This is a genomic window from Nocardiopsis halophila DSM 44494, assembly GCF_000341245.1.
GTDB lineage: Bacteria > Actinomycetota > Actinomycetes > Streptosporangiales > Streptosporangiaceae > Nocardiopsis_A > Nocardiopsis_A halophila.
In genome coordinates this window covers 17712-37561 of the sequence record NZ_ANAD01000174.1, presented here as the reverse complement: position 1 = coordinate 37561, position 19850 = coordinate 17712, and the positions used below count along the sequence as shown (strand labels likewise).

Genomic DNA, 19850 nt, shown 5'->3' with positions numbered 1-19850 from the left:
GCATCCGGGCGACGTTGAGCGCCTGGCGGCGGGTGTCCTCCTCACCCATGTAGACGACGCACTCCAGGCCGAGCAGGGCGCATGCGGTGGCGGTGGCCACGCCGTGCTGCCCGGCGCCGGTCTCGGCGATGACGCGGGTCTTGCCCATGCGCTTGGTGAGCAGCGCCTGGCCCAGCACGTTGTTGATCTTGTGCGATCCGGTGTGGTTGAGGTCCTCGCGCTTGAGCAGCACCCGCGCCCCGCCGCAGTGCTCGGCGAAGCGGGGGGCGTCGGTGAGCGGGCTGGGCCGGCCGGTGTACTCGCGCAGCAGGGTGCCCAGCTCCCGCTGGAAATCCGCGTCCTCGCGGGCCTCGCCCCAGGCCCGGGCGACCTCGTCCAGGGCGGCGACGAGCGCTTCGGGGCTGAAGCGGCCGCCGTAGCGGCCGAAGTGTCCGGTCGCGCCGCCGCGGGCGGCGGTGCCGGTCGTGTCGGTGGTCATGTCGGGTCTCTCCTGGCCGGCGCTGCGGGGCGCGCGGCCGAGCCGTGGGTCGTCATCGGGCGGTCGGGGGCTTCGGGCCCCTCGGGCCGCGCCGCGACCGGCTCGGGGCGGGCGGGCCCGGTGGGGCGCCGCCGCGTGCGGGCCTCCGCCGTGGGGCGGAGCCGCGGGTGAGCCGCCGCGTCGCGGTTCGTGCGTGGTCCCTGCCCGAGGGGGCCGCCGGCCGGCGCGGCCGGGGGCGGTGGGCCCGGAGCCCGTGCGGCGCCGGTGCGCAGGGCGCCGTCAGGCGCCCGGTCCCTCCCTCAGGGCAGGCCGGGCCATCGGCGGTGCAGCGGTTCGGTGCGCCCGTTCATCGGCGGTCCCGCAGGGCCGGGTGGGCGCCGGCGGTGACCAGGTCGGCGACGGCGGTCCGCGGGTGGCGGCCGGTCACCAGGCTCTCGCCGACGAGCACCGCGTCGGCGCCGGAACTCGCGTAGGCGAGCAGGTCGTGCGGGCCGCGCACGCCCGACTCGGCGACCCGGATGCGGTCGTCGGGGATGGCGGGGGCCACGCGGGCGAAGGTGTCCCGGTCGACCTTGAGGGTGGTCAGGTCGCGGGCGTTGACGCCGATGACGGTGGCGCCGGCCTCCAGGGCCCGCTCCACCTCCTTCTCGGTGTGCACCTCCACCAGGGGGGTCAGGCCGAGCGACTCGGCGCGCTCGACCAGCGAGACCAGGGCGTCCTGGTCCAGGGCGGCGACGATGAGCAGCACCGCGTCGGCGCCGTGCACCAGCGCCTCCCACAGCTGGTAGGAGCTGACCACGAAGTCCTTGCGCAGCAGCGGGGTGGTGACCGCGGCGCGCACCGCGGCCAGGTCCTCCAGGCTGCCGCCGAACCGGCGGCCCTCGGTGAGGACGCTGATCAGGCAGGCCCCGCCGTCGGCGTAGTCCCGGGCGAGCGCGGCGGGGTCGGCGATGGCCGAGAGGGCGCCCTTGGACGGGCTGGACCGCTTGACCTCGGCGATGACCTGGACGCCGGGCCTGCGCAGGGCGGCGACCACGTCCTGGGGCCGGGGGACGGCGGCGGCCGTCTCCTTGAGGCGTTCCAGCGGCGTCTGCGCCTGCCGTGCGGCGAGGTCGTCGCGCACCCCGTCGAGGATCTCGTCGAGCACGCTCACGTGGGCCTGCCCCCTCCAGATAGCGGTTGTCTCGGCGTCCGCGCCGCGCTGGACGCCTGTGGCCTCGGGGTACACGGCGGGAAGGCCGGTCGTCGGTGCCCCGGTGTCGTCCGATCGTATCCGTCCGGCATCGGCCGGGGCGCACCGGCCCGCGGATCGGGATGTGCGCCGCCGCCGGGCGGTTCAGCCCCAGAAGGGGGCGGGGGCGGGCACCCCGCCAGGGGCCAGGATCACGCCGAAGGGGGTGTTGCGCACGGCCCAGAACACCAGGATCAGGACGAGGAACGCCCCGAGCACCGCGGGCGGGGTGGCCTTGCGCGGGGGCGCGCCCGGTGGAAGGGGGCGGAAGGAGCGGTAGAGCCACCGGCCGTAGCTGAACAGGATGTAGGGCAGCAGCGCCAGCAGGACGACGTTCATCTGCGCGGCGCCGGCGATGTCGAGGTTGGTCAGCGCGTGCACGGCCCGGGTGCTGCCGCAGCCGGGGCACCAGGTGCCGGTCATCAGCAGCCAGGGGCAGGTGGGGTAGTTGCCCGGCTCGTTGGGGTCCATGGTGTGGACGACCAGGAGGCCGACGAGGGCGCCCGCGCCGAACAGGACGGGCCAGGTGCCCGGGTGCAGGCGGGCGGTGAGCGCCCGGAGCCGCCCGAGCGGGCCCGGGGCGGGGGGCTGCGGGGTCTCGATGCTGGTCTCCACGGGGCCGAGTCTAGGCCCTGGCCCACGCGGACGGGAAACGGCGGTGCCCCCGCCGGACAGGGCGGGGGCGTCCAGCAGGAGCGGCGCCGCATCCGGGGATGCGGCGCCGCGGGAGCCGAGGGTCGCCGGGCGGCCGGCGGCCGATCAGTAGTCGTAGCTGTCGAGGCTCTCGTTGAGGTCGTCGAGGCTCTCGTCCAGCTCCTCCATCTGCTGGTCGAACTCCTCGTCACCGGTGTCGTACTCGTCAGAGTCGAAGCCGGTGCCGTCCTCGGAGTCGAGGCCGGTGGAGTCGTCGTACTCGCTGTAGCCGGAGTCGACGTCGGTGTCCATCGACCCCGCGCCGGCCGCCAGGCCGAAGACGCCGAGCAGCATCAGCAGGTTGACGACGATGGTGAGGCCCCAGATGATCCCGCCGATGATGAAGGCGAGCTTGCGGAACTTGGACGCCTTCTGGTGGGCCTCCAAGGCGCCGGCCTGGTCCCCCTGGTTCCACAGGGAGTTGACCTTCATGCCGAAGATCAGCGCCGGGATGCCCAGCGGCCAGAAGCAGAGCAGGGAGAGGATGAGGCCGGCCATGCCGACCTCGGGCGGGTTCCCCTGAGGGGCGCCGCCGGGCGGCATGCCCCCGGGCGGGGGGCCACCGGGCGGCATGCCCCCGGGCGGGGGACCGTAGCCACCACCGGGCGGGGGACCTTGCGGGGGGCCGGGGGGACCGGGCGGCGGGTAGCTCATGACTGCCTACTTCTCTGTTTCCGGAACGACGAAGATGTCTCGACCACGGCGCCGCGCCGTCGCGCGGGCAGGCGTGATGGGGGCCGACGGACTCAGGGTCGGGATCGCCGCGTTTCGCCGCAGATGAGTAGGCATCATGCCAGATAGTGGGGGCATTGACCCACTCGATGAGGTTTCCGTCCGGCGACGGGCGGATGTCGCCGCTGTTCAGAGGCGGTGCAGGCGGTGTGTCCGATTCGGGCCGAACGGACTCCGCCCCTGCACCGGGGACGCCTCGCCCGGGCCTGCGCCCCTCGGCGGCCCCGGAAACGGCTCCGGCCCCTTCCCCCGGTGCGTACGCACCGGGGGAAGGGGCCGGTCGGGCGGCTCGGGCCGTACTACTTGGCGCCCGCGGCGGCGGGCTCCTTGTCGTCCTCGCCGCCCTTCTTCGCGCTCTTCTTCGCGGCCTTCTCCTCGGACTTCTCACCCGCCGCGGCCTCGGCGCGCCCGGCCTCCCACTGCTCGCGCGTGGGCGGCACGGGGCGGGGCTCCTTGCGGCCCAGCCCGGCCTTCTTCATGACGCCGGCGACGACCGCCAGCACCACGCTGGCGCCCAGGCCCACCAGGGTCCAGGTGATGATGTCCCCGCCGAGGATGATGGCGGCGCCGGCCACGGTCCAGGCCGCGATCCAGGAGATGGTGAGGAACCAGGCGGCGACGGTGTTGCCGTGGTCCTCGTGCTCCTCGTGGTGTGCGTCGGCCATCAGGGCTCCTTCTGTGCTGCCGGGGCGCCCGCCTGTCGGGCGCGGTCGCGGTCGGGATCGTCGTTGTCGGGGGCGCCGCCGTCCGGAGCGGACCCGCCGCCGGCGGCCGGCTCGGCGGTGGGGTCCTCGCCCGCGTCGAGCGACTTCCACAGGTCGGCGGGGTCGGCCGGGCCGTCCTGCGAGGTCGTGGCGGGGGCGCCGTGGCGATCGTACCTGCTGCCCATGGCGGGCCAGCCAGGACCCCGCAGCGCGGCGGCGGCCCCGGCGGCCAGCAGGACGGCACCGCCCAGTGCGGCCAGGGCCGGCCACCCCCACGCCACGTGGAGCGCGCCCAGGTCCCCCTGGGCGGTGGTGGCCTCGGCGGCGGACGCGTTCAGCGCGGAGGCCCTGGTGCCGCTCCACACGCCGACCAGTGCGCCGGCGCCGAAGACGGCCAGCAGCGCGCCGGCGACGGTGCGCGCCCGGCCGCGCGTGGCCAGCAGTGCGGCGACCGCGGCCAGGCCGGCCCAGCCCATCGCCGCCGCGCCCGGGGCGGCGGCCGCGCCGTCCACCTCGACGGGGGCGGCCGCCAGCGGGCCGGCCATCTCCACCGTGCCGGTGGCCCAGGTCTGTCCGGCGGCGGTGATCAGCGCCGCGGCGCCGGCCGCGGTGGCGGCCAGGGCGGTGGTGTACTCGCGCTTGGCGCGTACGGCGGCGGTGCCGGTCACCGGCCGCCCTCCACCGGAAGCGCCCCGGCGTCGAAGCAGGTGCGGTCGCCGGTGTGGCACGCCGCCCCGGTCTGGTCGACCCGCACCAGCAGGGTGTCCCCGTCGCAGTCGAGGGCGACCGAGACGACGCGCTGGACGTTGCCGGAGGTGGCGCCCTTGACCCAGTACTCGCCGCGGCTGCGCGACCAGTAGGTGGCGCTCCCGGTGGTCAGGGTGCGGTGCAGCGCCTCGTCGTCCATCCACGCCAGCATCAGCACCTCGCCGGTGTCGTGCTGCTGGACGACGGCCGGGACGAGGCCGTCGGGGGTGCGCTTGAGCCGGGCGGCGACCTCGGGCGCGAGCCCGCTCGGGGGCGCGCCTGCCGGGCCGGTCCCGGATGGACGGGCGGTCATGGCCACAGCCTATGCGCGGTGGGGCGGAGGATGCGGCCGGGTCGCCCTTAGTGCGGGCCGCGGGGGCGGTGACAATGGCCACTGGGCGGGTGGGGGACGTCCGGCGAGTATCGTCGGGGGCGTTTGCGTAGGTGCCCCGAAGGAGTTCCGTGACCGCCCAGTTGCTCACCGCCGACCTCGCGGGAATGCCCGGCGCGCTCAACGCGCTGGCCGACCGGCTCGCCCGCAGGGACCCGTTCGAGGCGCTTCCGGCGCTGGTGGACGACGAGCCCGCGGGGATCGTACTGCTGGGCACCGGGTCGGCGCGGCACGCCTGCGAGGCCGCGGCGCACCGGTTGCGGCGGGCGGGGCTGGGGGCGACGGCCGAGCACCCCTCGGCCGAGGGCTCGCTGCCCCCGGGGCCGGCGACGCTGGTGGTGGCGGTCGCGGTCGGCGGCGGACTGCGCGAGCTGTGCACGGCGCTGGACCGGTACGTGGGCGGTTCGGCGATCATCGTCATCACCGACGACGCGAACTCGCCCGCGGCGCGCTACGCCGACATCCTGGCGCCGCTGGGCGCCGAGCCGGAGAAGAGCGGGCTGAACTGCCGGGGGCACCAGCTGGCGCTGGCGCTCCTGCTCCACCTGGGCCACCGCCTGGGGGCGCCGCCGCTGGGCGGCTCGGCCGACCTGGTGCCGACGCTGCGCCGGTCGGCCAACGCCTCGGCGGACCTGCTGGAGCGGGCGCGCGCGTGGGTGCCCGGGGCCGCGGCGGCGCTGGGGGACGGCGCGCCGGTGCACGCGGTGGCCCCGGCCGAGCGGGGGGCCTCGGCCGAGCAGGCGTCCCTGGTGCTGCGGCAGGGGCCGGTGCTGGCGTCGTTCGCGTTCGAGACGGCCGAGTGGTCGCACACGGGCCGGTACCTGGCGGCGGTGAGCGACTACCGGGCGCTGCTCTTCACCGGTTCGCACTACGACGAGCGCTTCTCCGAGCACCTGCTGCAGCTGCGGGGCCGGTTCGTCGCCGTGGGGGGCGAGGTCGCGGGCGCCGCCGACACGGTGCGCTACCTGGGCGACGCCGACCCCGACGTGGCCCTGCTGACCGAGCCGCTGGTCGCNNGCGGCCGGAGCCGCTGGTCGCCGAGATCCTGGCGGCCCACTGGTGGGCGGCCCGGGGCGTGTGACCCCCCTGCCGGAGCAGGGCTCGTCCCTCCCGGGCCGGGCCTTCTGATCCACGTCGGTTCGCCGGTCCGAACCGGCGGCGGGGGCGCAGGGGCGGAAGACCGCCCTCAGGCACCGTCCGGGCTCCACGGGCATTGCATCCCGCCGGACCGGCGGTGGGGCCGTTCTGGAATCCGCGGATCCCCGGACGGCACAGGACCGACCGAACCACCCGGGAATCCGGTGCTGAGGCCGCTGTCGGTTCCGTGAGGCGGCCGTCGTCCTGCGATCGGTCCCTCACGGCTTGCGAAGACCCCGGTAGGTGGAGGCCACCGGGCGCCGGGCCTCCGGCCGCGTCGGCCCGCCCGCCTTCCGTCCCGATGCCGGGCCCCCTGGAGCGTCCCGCCGCCCCTCAGAGTGCGGGAACGGGCGGGCGCGGGGAACGGTGCTCACCGCTCCCCGCGCCCGAAGCCCCGTGCTCAGGCCGAGCTGCGCACCCAGGAGGCGTACAGGTCGGCGTAGACGCCCTCGCGGGCCGCGAGCTCGGCGTGCGGGCCGCGCTGGACGACCTTCCCCGCGTCGAAGACCAGCACCTCGTCGGCGGCCTCGGCGGTCGACATCCGGTGCGCGATCGCCACCGACGTGCGCCCGTCGGTGATGCGGTCCAGCGCCCGCTGGATGCGGGTCTCGGTGTGCGGGTCGACCGCCGAGGTGGCCTCGTCGAGCACCAGCAGGTCCGGGTCGGCGATGAACGCCCGCACCAGCGCCACCAGCTGCCGCTCCCCCGCCGACAGGGACTCGCCGCGCTGGCCGACCGGGGTGTGCAGGCCGTGCGGCAGCCCCGACAGCCAGTCGCCCAGGCCCAGGTCGGCCACGGCCGCCTCCAGCTCCGCGTCGGTCGCCTCGGGCCGCGCGAAGCGGATGTTGTCGGCCAGCGTGCCGTCGAAGAGGAAGCCCTCCTGGGGCACCATCACCACCCGGCGGCGCAGCGACGAGAAGGCGACCTCGCGCAGGTCGGCGCCGTCCAGCAGCACCCGCCCCTGCCCCGGGTCCATCAACCGGGTCAGGAGTTTGACGAAGGTGGTCTTGCCCGACCCCGTCTCCCCCACCACGGCCACCCGGGTGCCGGGGGCGATCTCCAAGTCCGCCCCGTCGAGCACGGTCGGCCCGCCCGGGTAGGCGTAGGAGACCCCCTCGAAGCCCACCCGCACCGGGCCGCGGGGCAGCTCGCGCCCGTCCCGGCCCGGGTCGGCCACGTCCGGCTCGGTGTCGAGCACGCCCAGCACCCGGCGCCAGCCGGCGATGGCGTTCTGCGCCTCGTTGAAGATCTCGGTGGCCATCATCATCGGCTGCACGAACAGGGTGACCAGGAACAGGAAGGCCACCAGCTGGCCGGGGGTGAGGTGGCCGCCCACGCCCAGCAGCACGCCGGTGACCACCACCGCGGCGTTGCCCACCGCGGCCACCAGCTCGGCGAAGGGCGAGACCGACATCGACAGCCGCTGCGCCCGGACCTGCGCCTTGCGGGTGGCCAGCACGGAGTCGTCGATCCGCCGGGCGGTGCGCTCCTCGGTGCCGTGGGCGCGGATGACGGCGGCGCCGACCACCGTCTCGCCGATGACGCCGAGCATGTCGCCGGTGCGCTCGCGCACCGACAGGTAGGCCCTGGACAGCAGCTTCTGCAGCCACCGGGCGCCGAAGAGCAGCGGCAGGAAGCACACCCAGACCACGAGGGTCAGCTGCCAGGAGTAGACCGCCATCAGCACGGTGGCCACCAGCAGCTGGCCGGAGCTGACGATGAGCAGGATGCCGCCCCACTGCATGAAGGTGCTGATCTGGTCGACGTCGGAGGTGACGCGGGAGACCAGGGCGCCCTTGCGCTCGCTGTTCTGGGTGAGCACCGACAGGTCGTGCACGTGCCGGAAGGCCTTGCGGCGCAGCGTGGCCAGGCCGGACTCGGTGGCCCGGTACAGGCGCACGTTCATCACATAGGAGCTGAGCGTGGCCACGGCCAGCACGGCCGCGCAGATCGCGACGGCCCCGGCGGTGAAGTCCAGGTCGGGGCCGCCCTCGACGGTGATGCCGTTGTCGATGATCTGCTGGACGGCCAGCGGGACCACGATCTTGCCGGCGGTGGCGACGACGGCCACCAGCACGGTCCAGCCCAGGCCGCGGGTGAACTCCGGGGACAGGGCCAGGCCCCGGCGGATGGTGGCCACGGCGCCGTCGGAGGAGCGGCTGAGCCCGGGGGCGGCGCCGGGGCGGTCCGGGTCCCGCTCGTCGGCGCGGTCGGGGGCGGCTGCGGGTGCGCTCATCGGAGGGCCTCCTCTGCGGCGGCGGAGCCGCCCTCGGCTGCGGGCTCGGTGGGGGCGCCGCCGGCCGCGGCGCGCCCGGCGGCGGCGCGCTCCTCGGCCGCCCGCTCATAAGCGGTGACCAGCCGCTCGTAGCCGGGGGAACGGCGCAGCAGGTCGGCGTGGGCGCCCCGGTCGACGACGGTGCCGCCCTCCATGTAGACGACCTCGTCGGCCAGTTCGATGGTGGCCCTGCGGTAGGCGACGACCACCACGGTCGCGTCCAGGTCGCGCTCGCGCAGTCCGGCCAGGATCTGCGCCTCGACCTGCGGATCGACCGCCGACGTGGCGTCGTCCATCACGAGCAGCCGGGGGCAGCGCACCACGGCGCGGGCCAGGGCCAGGCGCTGGCGCTGGCCGCCGGAGAGGCTGGCGCCGCGCTCGCCCAGGCGGGTGTCCAGCCCCTCGGGCAGGGCGGCGACGAAGGAGTCGGCGCGGGCCAGGCGCAGCGCGGCCCACACCTGCTCGTCGGTGGCGCCGGTGTCCAGGGCGACGTTGTCGCGGACGGTGTCCTCGAAGACGAAGGTGGACTGGGGCACCAGCGCGGCCGCGGCGGGGATCTGCCCGGCGGCCAGCTCGCGCACGTCGGTGCCGTCGTAGGCGACGGTGCCGGCGTCGGGGTCGACCAGCCGCAGCAGCAGCGTGGTCAGGGTGGACTTGCCGGAGCCGGTGGGCCCGACCAGGGCGACGGTGCGCCCGGGCGCCAGGTCCAGGTCGACGCCGTTCAGCACCGTGGTGCGGTCGCCGCCGGCCCCGCTGTCGGCGATGTCGCGGTCGGCGCCGCCGTCCTCGTAGGAGAAGTCCAGGCCGCGGACGGCGACCCCGATGCCGCCGCGGCCCTCCAGCCGGGCCTCGCCGTGCTCCATGGCGCCGTCGGCGGCCAGGACGGCGGTGACGCGGTCCCAGCCCACGACGCTGCGGGGCATGTCGCCCAGCAGCCAGCCGAAGGAGCGGATCGGCAGCGCCAGCAGGGTGAACAGGTAGGACATCTGCACCAGGTCGCCCACGGCGATGGCGTCGGCCGACAGCCGCCAGGCCCCCACCAGCAGCACCCCGAGCACGCCGAGGTTGGGCAGGGCCTCCATGACCGGGTCGAACAGCCCGCGCATGCGGCCCAGGCGGATCTGGGCGTCGCGCAGCCGGTGGGCGGCGGCGGTGAAGCGCTCGGTCTCGGTGTCCTCCCGGCCCAGGGTCTTGACCACCAGGGCGCCGTCGAAGGACTCGTGGGCGACCTCGCTGACCTCGGCCCGCAGCGCCTGGGCGCGGGTGGCCACCGGGGCGGCGCGGCGCTGGAAGACGACGTTGACGGCGAAGAGCAGGGGGAAGACGACGAACCCGACCAGGGCCAGGACGGGGTCGGTGAGGACCATCGCTCCGGCGGCGATGACGAGCATGAACAGGCTGCCCACGACCATGGGCAGCGGCGCCAGGGGCGTCCAGGCGGCCTCGACGTCGGCGTTGGCGTTGGACAGCAGCTGTCCGGCGGGGTGGCGGTGGTGCCAGGCCAGCGGCAGCCGCAGGTACGTGCGGGCGACCTTGCGGCGGTAGCGGGCCTGCATGCGGAACTGCATGAGCCCGGCGTAGAGGCGGCGCAGGCCCAGGCCGAGGGCCTTGAGCACGCCGACGGCCAGCAGGGCGGCCGCGGCGGCGGTCAGGGCGCCGGCGGTGGTGCGGCCCTGCTCGAATGCGGGGAGGATGACCTGGTCGGTGATGCGGCCGAGCACCTCGGCCGAGGCGACGGTGACGGCGGCGTGCAGCGAGGCGCCGAAGACCGCGACGAGGAACACGGCGGGTTCGGTGCGCATGGCGACCCACAGCACCCGCAGTCCGCGGGCGAAGGTCCGCTCTCCGGGCCCGGGGGCGCCGCGGGTCCCGTCCGCCCCGTCGCCGTTCGCGTTCGACTGCGCCATGCGGCCCCCTGTTCGTCCACGGTGTTCGGTGGCTCTCGGTCGCGTTCGCGCCGGTGGGCGCCCGCAAAAAGCACATGCCATCCGATCAGGGGACGGCATGTGCCGGACCAACCTACTGTGCCGCGAGGCGTCGAGAGTATCGATTCTGTTCAGCACGGCCCGGGTGCGGGCTATTCCGCGCGGGGGGCGGCGCTGGTCACATCCGGGAGGCCGCCTCCGCGCGCAGCGGTCCGGTGCAGGCGCCCCGAGGCGTCGCGCACTCGGGCGCCCCGAGGCCGGTGGCCGGTTCCGGGCAGGGCCGTCCAGGACACGGGGACAGCATCGCCTCCTGGGTCCTCACGTCATGGCGTCCACGCGAGTGGCGCCGTTTCCGTCCGACCGCTTCAACGCCACCGTCACGGCTCCGGGCCGGACCCGGGCCGCCTTCGCAGCCCCGACCGGCGCCCCGCCTGTCGGCGGACGGCCGCAGGCCGCCCAGCGACGGCGGTCAGGTCCGCCGAAGGTTCCACCACTCCAGCGGACGCCATCACAGGGGCCAGGGGGCGCGCGTGCGGCAAGGCACGAGGGCCTCCTGAGCGTCGGTGCAGACGTCACGTCCACGCCGGGCTCCGAAGGCCCTCCCTGTGTTCAACCGCCGTTCCAGGCGCCTCGGATGGCGCCGGCGTCCCGGAACATCACCTCTCGTCGGTCAGGCCGAGCTCCTGGCAGGCTCCGCCGGTGACGAGGACGCGGAAGGTGATCGGCCCGACGATGCCGTCGGCGTCGACCCCCACGACCCCCTGCAGCTCGCGCACGGCCCCCTCGGTGACCGGGCCGTAGTAGCCGTCGACGGACAGGGCGTAGCCGTACCCCACGGCCAAGGCGTACTGCACCGCCCGCACCCGGTCGCTGGGCTCGGTCTGCAGGCCGGGCCCGACCTGGCCGAAGTCGCTGCGCGCGTGCTCCCAGGTGGCGATGTCGAACTCCCCGCTCTGCGGGACGTCCACCGCATCCTGGTACGCCTCGACCGCGGCGGTGAAGTCCTCGCCGTAGTGGTCGTCGACCTGGCCGGCCTCATAGTACCCGAGGCTCTGGAGCACGTGCTTGGCCATTCCGACCTCCCAGCGCTCGTCGCCGGGGGCCAGCACGGTCCACTCGCAGGCCTCGATCTTCGCCTCGACCTCGGGCGGGGTCCCGGCCCCGTCTGCGGACGCGGCCGGCGCGACGGCCAGGCCCCCGGTGAGCGCCAGCGCCCCCGAGGCGAGCAGGGCGGCGATCCTGTTACCAATGGACATGAGAGTGTCTCCCTTTTCTCTCAGGGTCCCGTCCGTTCTCTTCAGGGAGACCCGCGGCGGCCGTCCGGGGTTCGCGTGCAGCGGGTAAATACCTCTCGACGGCCAGTGTTCACTCCCTTTGTCCGTCGCAGGTCAACCGGGGCACGGGGCTGCGCGTCGCCGGGCCGGCACCGCGAACGCGCGGTGAACGGCGCCGTTCATGTCAGGGAATTCCTCGCACGGAGCGCGGTGACCGGTGCACCGCGCGGGCGATCGGCGCCAGACTGGTCAAGGTGTCCGATACCCCCTCCCCCACGTCCAGTCCTCCGGAGCGGGCGCCCGCTCCCCTCCGGGCGGCGCCCTGGGACGGCCTGCGCGACGCCGCGGCCCGGGCCGGCCTGCGCCTGGCCAAGGCTTTGCCGGAGAGGGCGCGCGCCTCGGCGCTCGCCGCGGCCACGGCCCGCAGGAGCAGCGGCCCGCCGCCCCGGTTCCCCGCCGCCTACCTCCTGCTGCTCGCGGCCGGCGAGCAGGTCGACGAGGCGCGCGACGACATGGCGCGCATCGCCCGGCGGGCCTCGGCCGCCACGCCGCGCGGCCGCAGGCGCGCCCTGCGGACGGCCTCGGTGCTCGCCGCGGCAGAGCGGCCCCGGCTGACCGAGGTCGCGCTGCGCCACCTGCCCGAGCTGCCGGAGCGCTACGCCGTCCCCCTGGCCGGGGCTGTGGCGGCGCGCAACGCGCGCCTGCTGTTCGACCGGGGGCGGATCAGCGAGGCCGTCTCCGCGGTGGAGCCCTTCACCGGGGGGCACGAGGTGTGCGCACGGCTGCACGAGCGGCTGGTCGGCGAACACCGTGCCCTGGGGCCGCTGCCCGAGCCGCCCCCGCGGGACGGGGAAGGGTACGAGCCGGTGCCGGGGCGGGTGCTGCACCTGGTCTCCAACGCGCTCCCCCGCACCAGTGCCGGGTACACGGTCCGCACGCACAGGATCGTCACCGCGCAGCGGGACGCGGGGCTGGTGCCGACCGTGGTCACCTTCCCGGGATGGCCGCTGGACGACCGGGACGGACCGGAGTCCTGCGAGCTGGACGGCGTGGGATACCACCGGCTGCACCCGGGCAGGGAGCTTCCGGGCGGGCTCGGCGGTCAGGTCGATGCGGGGGTGGAAGGGGTGACGGCGCTGGCCCGGCGGCTGCGCCCGGCCGTGCTGCACGCCGCCACCGACCACCGGAACGGGTCGATCGCCGCGGGGGCGGCCGCGCGGCTGGGGCTGCCGTTCGTGTACGAGGTGCGGGGGTTCCTGGAGGAGACCTGGCTGTCGGCGGCCGGCGCGCAGGCGCACGGGAGCGAGCGGCACCGGGCGATCGTCGAGCGCGAGTCGGCGCTGATGTGTTCGGCCGACGCGGTGGTGACGCTGTCGCGGACGATGCGCGGGGAGATCGTGGCGCGGGGGGCCGACCCCGACCGGATCGTGCTGGCGCCCAACGCGGTGGAGCCGGCCCTGCTGGACGCCCGGCCCGACGGTGCGGGGTTCCGGCGGGAGCACGGACTGGGGCCGGAGGACTTCGTGGTGGGGTCCGTCTCCAGCGTGGTGGGCTATGAGGGGTTCACCGTGCTGGCCGAGGCGGTGGCGCTGCTGCGCGAGCGCGGCGTGCCCGCCCGGATGCTGCTGGTAGGGGACGGCAAGGCGATGGGCGATGTGCGTGCGGCGGTGCGGCGCCTGGGCATCGAGGGGGCGTGCGTGCTGCCCGGCCGGGTGGGCCGGGACGATGCGCTGCGGGCGCACGCGGCGCTGGACGCCTTCGCGGCGCCGCGCGCGGACGAGCGGGTGTGCCGGCTGGTCACACCGCTCAAGCCGGTGGAGGCGATGGCGCTGGGCACCCCGGTGGTGGCCAGCGACCTGCCGGCGCTGCGCGAGCTGCTGGCCGGGGGCGAGGCGGGGCTGATGGTGGCGCCGGGGGACGCGGTGGGGCTGTCGGAGGCGCTGGAGCGGCTGTACGGCGACCCGGATCTGCGGTCGGAACTGGGCGGTGCGGGCCGCGCCGAGGTGTCGGCCCACCGCACCTGGCCCCGCATCGCCGAGGTGTACCGGGACCTGTACGCACGCCTGGGCGCGGCCTGACCGGACGCGCCGGGCGCACGGCCAGGCCTGGTCGGGCCTGGTCGGGCCTGGTCGGGGCCCGTCCCCGCCGGAGGTCCGCCTCCGACGGGGACCTGCACAGGGACGGCCTGGTACTCGGAGAGCCCCACCGCCCGGACGTGCCCCGACGTACGAGGACCCACGAATCCGCGCCGGACACGGTCCCGCGCGGAGGCCCGCCACCTGGGCCGGACCGAGGCGGGGTTTCCGGGCCGGCTCCACCCGCGAGAACGACCGCCCCCGCTACGCCCTGAGGAACTCGCCCCAGGGCCCAGAGCCAGGACGGCCGCCGCCGTGCCACCGGCGGTTTCGATGCGCGGCGAGGCAGCGGTGGAAAGACGGACGGCCGCTCAGGACCCCTCAGAGGGGAGGGAGCCGTCCTCTCCTCAGGGAACGGCTCCCCCTGCACCGTGGCCTCAGGGCACGGGGCGGATCGGGTGGCCCTGTTCGCGGAGCTCGTCCTTCACGTCGCCGATGGTGAAGTCCCCGAAGTGGAACACCGACGCCGCCAGCACCGCGTCGGCGCCCGCGTCGATCGCCGGCGGGAAGTGGGCCACCTCGCCCGCGCCGCCGCTGGCGATGACCGGCACGTCCACCCGGGCCCGGACCGCGCGGATCAGGTCCAGGTCGAACCCGGCCTTGGTGCCGTCGGCGTCCATCGAGTTCAGCAGGATCTCCCCGGCGCCCAGTGCGGCCGCGCGCTCGGTCCACTCCACGGCGTCGATGCCGGTCCCCCGGCGCCCCCCGTGGGTGGTCACCTCGAACCCGCTGGGCAGCGGCGCCCGCGGGGTCCCTTCGGCGCGGCGCACGTCCGCCGAGAGCACCAGGACCTGGTTGCCGAACCGCTCGGCGATCTCCCGGACCAGCTCGGGGCGGGCGATGGCCGCGGTGTTCACCCCCACCTTGTCGGCGCCCGCGCGCAGCAGGCGGTCGACGTCGTCCGGGGTGCGCACGCCGCCGCCCACGGTCAGCGGGATGAAGACCTGCTCGGCGGTGCGCCGCACCACGTCGTAGGTGGTCTCCCGGTCGCCGCTGGAGGCGGTGACGTCGAGGAAGGTGAGCTCGTCGGCGCCGGCCGCGTCATAGCGGGCCGCCAGCTCCACCGGGTCCCCGGCGTCGCGCAGGTTCTGGAAGTTGACGCCCTTGACCACGCGCCCGGCGTCCACATCCAGGCACGGGATGACGCGCACGGCCAGGCTCACGCCGGCTTCACCGCCTCAAGGGCCTCCTGGAGGGTGAACGCCCCCTCGTACAGGGCGGTGCCCATGATCGCGCCCTCGACGCCCTCGGGCACCAGGGTCGCGATCGCCTTGAGGTCCTCCAGGGCGGACNGGGGCGGCCCCCCCGCCGCTGGCCACGACCGGCTTGTCGGTGCGCGAGCACACCGCCTTCAGCAGCTCCAGGTTCGGGCCCTTGAGGGTGCCGTCCTTGTTGACGTCGGTGACAACGTAGCGGGCGCACCCCTCGGCCTCCAGGCGGTCGAGGGTGGCGTACAGGTCGCCGCCGTCCCGTGTCCAGCCGCGGGCGGCCAGGGTGGTGCCGCGCACGTCCAGGCCGATGGCGATGCGGTCGCCGTGCTCGGCGATGATGCGCGCGCACCAGTCGGGGTTCTCCAGGGCGGCGGTGCCGATGTTGACCCGCGTGCACCCGGTGGCCAGGGCCGCCGCCAGCGAGTCGTCGTCGCGGATGCCCCCGGACAGCTCGACCTTGACGTCCAGCCGCCCCACGATCGAGGACAGCAGCTCGCGGTTGTGGCCGCGGCCGAAGGCGGCGTCCAGGTCGACCAGGTGGATCCACTCGGCGCCGGCCTCCTGCCAGGCGCGGGCGGCCTCCAGCGGGTCGCCGTACCGCCCGCCGGATCCGGCCTTGCCCTGGACCAGCTGGACCGCGGTCCCGTCGGCCACGTCCACGGCCGGGAGGAGTTCGAGGGTGGAGGACATCGGTTCGCAGACCCTGCTTTCCGGGATGGGTTCGCTTCGCGGAATCGGTTCGGCGGCGCCGCTCACAGCGACGCCACCCAATTGGCCAGAACCTTGGCGCCGGCATCGCCGGACTTCTCGGGGTGGAACTGGGTGGCCCACAGGGGCCCGTTCTCCACGGCCGCCACGAACGGGGCGCCGTGCGTGGACCAGGTGACCCGCGGCGCCGCGATGTGCGGGGAGTCCGCCTCCAGCTCCCAGCGCAGCACCCCGTAGGAGTGCACGAAGTAGAAGCGCTCCTCGGGGCCGATCCCGGCGAACAGGCGGCTGCCCTCGGGGACGTCGAGGGTGTTCCACCCCATGTGCGGGACGACGGGCGCCTGCAGGCGCTCGACGGTGCCGGGCCACTCCCCGCACCCGTCGGCGGCCACGCCGTGTTCGACGCCGCGGTCGAAGAGCACCTGCATGCCCACGCAGATGCCCAGCACCGGGCGGCCTCCGGCCAGGCGCTTGCCGATGACGCGGTCGCCGTACACCGAGCGCAGCCCCTCCATGCAGGAGGCGAACGCCCCGACGCCGGGGACGAGCAGGCCGTCGGCCTCCATGGCGGCATGGGGGTCGGCGGTGACCTCCACGCCGGCGCCGGCGCGCTCCACGGCGCGCTGGGCGGACCGGAGGTTGCCGGATCCGTAGTCGAGGATGGCGACGCGAGGCTGCACGGTCGACCGCGCCTTTCTTGGTTCGGCGGTGGTGGGTCGTCGGTGGGGCGGGCGGGCGGAGGGGCGGTCCACTGCGGGGCGGGCGGCGGCTCAGCCGCCGAAGTAGCCCAGGCGGAGCACCCCCGAGGCCACGGCGAGCACGGCGCAGGCGCCCAGGGCCACCGCGAGCACGCGCTGGTTCTTCCAGGTGGAGATCGCGCCCCCGGCCAGGACACCGCCCAGGCCGATGAGCAGCACGCCCCACAGGTCCTGCATCAGAGCACGCCCTTGGTGGAGGGGACGCCGCTCACGCGCGGGTCCTTCTCGCAGGCGAAGCGCAGCGCCCGCGCCAGGGCCTTGAACTGGCACTCGACGATGTGGTGGGCGTTGCGGCCGTAGGGCACATGGACGTGCATGGCCACGCGCGCCTGGGCGACGAACGACTCGAAGATGTGCCGGGTCATGGTGGTGTCGTAGTCGCGGCCGATGACGGGCGCCATGCCCTCGGGCTCACTGTGCACCAGGTAGGGCCGGCCGGACACGTCGACGGTGGCCTCGGCGAGCGCCTCGTCGAGCGGCACCTTGGCATCGGCGAAGCGGCGGATCCCCGCGCGGTCGCCCAGGGCCTCCCGGAAGGCGGCGCCCAGGGCCAGGGCGGTGTCCTCCATGGTGTGGTGGGAGTCGATGTGGAGGTCGCCCTCGGTGCGCACGGTCAGGTCGAACAGGCCGTGCTTGGCGAGCTGGTCGAGCATGTGGTCGTAGAACCCGACGCCGGTCGAGACGTCGGACACGCCGGTCCCGTCGAGGTCGATCTCGACGCTGACCTTGGTCTCCTTGGTGGCGCGTTCGATGCGGCCGATACGGCTCATGGTGGTGGGACTCTCCTGGGTCTCGGGGCGGCCGGCGTCGGCGTTCAGGCCGTCACCTGCAGCAACGCCTCCCGGAAGGCGGACATTTCCTCGGGGGTGCCGATGGTGGCGCGCAGCCAGCGCGGCGGGCCGACCTCGCGGATGAGCACGCCGCGCTCCAGCATGCCGCGGAACACCGCGCTCCGGTCCTCGAACTCCCCGAAGAGCACGAAGTTGGCGTCGGAGTCGGCGACGGTGAAGCCCTGCCCGCGCAGCCACCCCACCAGGGCGTCGCGCTCCTCGCGCAGCTGTTTGACCCCGGCCAGGAGCTCGTCGGAGAACTCCAGCGCGGTCAGGGCCACGGCCTGGGTGACGGCGGACAGGTGGTAGGGCAGCCGCACCAGCTGCAGGGCCCGGACCACCGCCGGGTGTGCGGCCAGGTAGCCCAGGCGGGCCCCGGCCAGGGCGAAGGCCTTGGACATGGTGCGCGAGACGATGAGCCGCGGGTGGCGCTCCAGCAGGGACAGCGCGCTGGGGGTGCCCTCGCGGCGGAACTCGGCGTAGGCCTCGTCGACGACGACCATGCCGGGTGCGGCGCCGGCCAGCCGCTCGACGGTCTCCAGCGGCAGGGCGGTGCCGGTGGGGTTGTTGGGCGAGGTCAGGAAGAGCACGTCGGGGCGGTGCTCGGCGATCTGCTCCTCGGCCCGGTCGGGGTCGACGGCGAAGTCGGGCCCGCGCTCGGCGGTGATCCAGCGGGTGCCGGTGACCTCGGTGATGACCGGGTGCATGGAGTAGGACGGCTCGAAGCCCATGGCGCTGCGCCCGGGGCCGCCGAAGACCTGCAGGATCTGCTGCAGGACCTCGTTGGAGCCGTTGGCCGCCCATACCCGGGAGGCGTCCAGGCCGTGGCCGAGGTAGCCCGCCAGCGCCTCGCGCAGCCGGACCGCGTCGCGGTCGGGGTAGCGGTTGAGGCCGCGGGCGGCGTCGGCGACGGCGCGCCCGAGGGCCTCGACCAGGCGCTCGGAGGGCGGGAAGGGGTTCTCGTTGGTGTTCAGGGCGACCGGCACGTCCAGCTGGGGGGCGCCGTAGGGGGCGCGCCCGCGCAGGTCGTCGCGGATCGGCAGGTCGTCGAGGCCGAAGTCGCTCACGGTGTCAGGTGTCCGTCCGGAAGGTCGGTGCGGTGGTGCGGTGGTGCGGTGGTGCGGTGGTGGTCCGGGGCGCCTCAGGCGCCGGTGCGGCCGACGCGCGCGGTCACGGCCTCGCCGTGCGCGGGCAGGTCCTCGGCCTCGGAGAGGGCGACGACGTGCCCGGCGACCTCGGCCAGGGCGTCGCGGTCGTAGTCGACCACGTGGATGCCGCGCAGGAAGGTCTGCACNGGAGTGGCGGGCCCCCCCGCCGGTGGGCAGCACGTGGTTGGACCCGGCGAGGTAGTCGCCCAGGGACACCGGTGCGTGGGGGCCGACGAAGACGGCGCCGGCGTTGCGGACCCGGTCGGCGGTGGCGCGCGGGTCGCGGACCATGATCTCCAGGTGCTCGGCGGCGTAGGCGTCGACCACGCGCAGGCCGTGCTCGACGTCGTCGACCAGGACGATGCCGGACTGGGGACCGCCGAGCGCCTCGCGGATGCGCTCGGAGTGCTTGGTGGCGGCCACCCGGTGCTCCAGCTCGGCCTCGACCCGGTCGGCGAGCGCGGTGGAGGGGGTGACCAGGACCGAGGCGGCGACGGTGTCGTGCTCGGCCTGGCTGATCAGGTCGGCGGCGACGTAGCCGGGGTCGGCGGTGTCGTCGGCCAGGACGGCGATCTCGGTGGGCCCGGCCTCGGCGTCGATGCCGATGGTGCCCTTGAGCATGCGCTTGGCGGCGGCCACCCAGATGTTGCCGGGGCCGGTGACCATGTCGGCGCGGGCGCACTCGCCGGCGCCGTAGGCGAACATGGCCACGGCCTGGGCTCCGCCCGCCGCGTAGACCTCGTCCACGCCGAGCAGGGCGCAGGCGGCAAGCACGGTCGGGTGCGGCAGGCCGCCGAACTCGGCCTGCGGCGGGGAGGCCACGGCCAGCGAGGCGACGCCCGCCTCCTGGGCGGGCACGACGTTCATCACGACGCTGGAGGGGTAGACCGCGCGGCCGCCCGGCGCGTAGAGCCCGACCCGGCCGACCGGGACCCAGCGCTCGGTGACGGTGCCGCCGGGGGCCACACGGGTGGTGGTGTCGGTGCGCCGCTGGTCGCGGTGGACCAGGCGGGCGCGCCGGATGGACTCCTCCAGGGCGGCGCGGACCGCGGGGTCGAGGGTGTCCAGCGCCGCGGTGATCTCCTCTTCGGGGACCTTGATCCCGGTGAGGCGGACCCCGTCGAAGCGCTCGGCGAGCTCGATCAGCGCCTCGGTGCCGCGATGCCGCACGTCCTCGACGATGGGGCGGACCTTGTCCACAGCCGCCTCGACGTCGGTCTCGGCGCGCGGCAGCAGGTCGCGCGGGTCACCGGGGGTGCCTCGAAGGTCGATTCGGGAGATCACGGCCCCATTCTAGGGGGCGGGGGCCCCGCACGCCCCAGGAGATCCCTGGCCGCACGGGGTGACCGCGGTCACCCGGGGATGCGCCCCGGGCGGCGCCCGCGCCCCCTTTTCGTCCGCCCCACCCGCTTCGCCACCGTTCAGGCAAGCCTCACCATAAAAGGGATCAATGAGCCTGGCCTAACTTTGGGA

Annotated in this window: 16 protein-coding genes and 3 pseudogenes; 2 read left to right on the top strand and 17 right to left on the bottom strand. The window is 75.4% G+C overall.

Annotated features, from left to right (window positions below):
* The 7 genes from D450_RS0120325 to hisI form a co-directional block, all read right to left on the bottom strand.
* Positions 1–478 (bottom strand): pyridoxal-phosphate dependent enzyme (locus D450_RS0120325; protein WP_017540491.1); only part of this gene is annotated, 478 nt, incomplete at its 3' end.
* A 346-nt stretch (positions 479–824) separates the two neighbouring features.
* Positions 825–1631, bottom strand: coding sequence for an indole-3-glycerol phosphate synthase TrpC (gene trpC, locus D450_RS0120320; RefSeq protein ID WP_017540490.1), 807 nt, complete (start codon positions 1629–1631; stop codon positions 825–827).
* Positions 1632–1814: 183 nt separating this feature from the next.
* Positions 1815–2324, bottom strand: coding sequence for a DUF2752 domain-containing protein (locus D450_RS0120315; RefSeq protein ID WP_017540489.1), 510 nt, complete (start codon positions 2322–2324; stop codon positions 1815–1817).
* A 144-nt stretch (positions 2325–2468) separates the two neighbouring features.
* Positions 2469–2900, bottom strand: coding sequence for a CD225/dispanin family protein (locus D450_RS0120310; protein ID WP_017540488.1), 432 nt, complete (start codon positions 2898–2900; stop codon positions 2469–2471).
* Between the two features lie 533 nt (positions 2901–3433).
* Positions 3434–3799 carry an HGxxPAAW family protein gene (locus D450_RS0120305; RefSeq protein ID WP_017540487.1) on the bottom strand — a complete coding sequence of 122 codons (366 nt, stop codon included), beginning with the start codon at positions 3797–3799 and terminating at the stop codon, positions 3434–3436.
* On the bottom strand, positions 3799–4506 hold the full coding sequence (locus D450_RS0120300) for a Trp biosynthesis-associated membrane protein (protein WP_017540486.1): 708 nt from the start codon (positions 4504–4506) through the stop codon (positions 3799–3801). Before D450_RS0120300 ends, D450_RS0120305 begins: the two co-directional genes overlap by 1 nt.
* Positions 4503–4898: a phosphoribosyl-AMP cyclohydrolase gene (gene hisI / locus D450_RS0120295; protein WP_017540485.1), complete on the bottom strand. Its 396-nt coding sequence runs from the start codon at positions 4896–4898 to the stop codon at positions 4503–4505. Before hisI ends, D450_RS0120300 begins: the two co-directional genes overlap by 4 nt.
* A 149-nt stretch (positions 4899–5047) precedes the next feature.
* Between hisI and D450_RS30740 the strand changes: the two are divergent.
* Positions 5048–6057, top strand: a pseudogene (locus D450_RS30740) (SIS domain-containing protein).
* Positions 6058–6513: 456 nt separating this feature from the next.
* Here D450_RS30740 and D450_RS0120285 read toward each other — a convergent pair.
* From D450_RS0120285 to D450_RS0120275, 3 genes are all read right to left on the bottom strand, one after another.
* Positions 6514–8349: an ABC transporter ATP-binding protein gene (locus D450_RS0120285; RefSeq protein WP_017540483.1), complete on the bottom strand. Its 1836-nt coding sequence runs from the start codon at positions 8347–8349 to the stop codon at positions 6514–6516.
* Positions 8346–10295 (bottom strand): ABC transporter ATP-binding protein, encoded by a 1950-nt coding sequence (locus tag D450_RS0120280; protein ID WP_017540482.1) that lies wholly within the window; start codon positions 10293–10295, stop codon positions 8346–8348. Before D450_RS0120280 ends, D450_RS0120285 begins: the two co-directional genes overlap by 4 nt.
* A gap of 674 nt (positions 10296–10969) precedes the next feature.
* On the bottom strand, positions 10970–11569 hold the full coding sequence (locus D450_RS0120275) for a peptidoglycan-binding domain-containing protein (RefSeq protein WP_017540481.1): 600 nt from the start codon (positions 11567–11569) through the stop codon (positions 10970–10972).
* Between the two features lie 272 nt (positions 11570–11841).
* On the opposite strand from D450_RS0120275, the gene D450_RS0120270 reads away from it, so the two are divergent.
* A complete protein-coding gene (locus tag D450_RS0120270) occupies positions 11842–13665 on the top strand; it encodes a glycosyltransferase (protein ID WP_017540480.1) in 1824 nt (607 codons plus the stop codon).
* 434 nt (positions 13666–14099) lie between these two features.
* Here D450_RS0120270 and hisF read toward each other — a convergent pair whose 3' ends face one another.
* From hisF to hisD, 7 genes and pseudogenes are all read right to left on the bottom strand, one after another.
* Complete coding sequence (gene hisF, locus D450_RS0120265; protein WP_017540479.1) at positions 14100–14885, bottom strand: imidazole glycerol phosphate synthase subunit HisF; 786 nt, start codon at positions 14883–14885, stop codon at positions 14100–14102.
* Positions 14882–15623: pseudogene (gene priA / locus D450_RS30735) on the bottom strand (bifunctional 1-(5-phosphoribosyl)-5-((5-phosphoribosylamino)methylideneamino)imidazole-4-carboxamide isomerase/phosphoribosylanthranilate isomerase PriA). Before priA ends, hisF begins: the two are co-directional and overlap by 4 nt.
* A 62-nt stretch (positions 15624–15685) precedes the next feature.
* Entirely contained in the window at positions 15686–16321 is a 636-nt protein-coding gene (gene hisH, locus D450_RS0120255) for an imidazole glycerol phosphate synthase subunit HisH (RefSeq protein ID WP_017540478.1), read from the bottom strand.
* A 90-nt stretch (positions 16322–16411) separates the two neighbouring features.
* Positions 16412–16576: a hypothetical protein gene (locus D450_RS34035; RefSeq protein ID WP_017540477.1), complete on the bottom strand. Its 165-nt coding sequence runs from the start codon at positions 16574–16576 to the stop codon at positions 16412–16414.
* Entirely contained in the window at positions 16576–17169 is a 594-nt protein-coding gene (hisB, locus tag D450_RS0120245) for an imidazoleglycerol-phosphate dehydratase HisB (RefSeq protein WP_017540476.1), read from the bottom strand. The genes D450_RS34035 and hisB overlap by 1 nt, the downstream gene beginning before the upstream one ends.
* Positions 17170–17213: 44 nt before the next feature.
* Entirely contained in the window at positions 17214–18296 is a 1083-nt protein-coding gene (locus tag D450_RS0120240) for a histidinol-phosphate transaminase (protein WP_026128665.1), read from the bottom strand.
* Positions 18297–18370: 74 nt separating this feature from the next.
* Positions 18371–19661, bottom strand: a pseudogene (gene hisD, locus D450_RS30730) (histidinol dehydrogenase).
* Positions 19662–19850 lie beyond the last annotated feature (189 nt).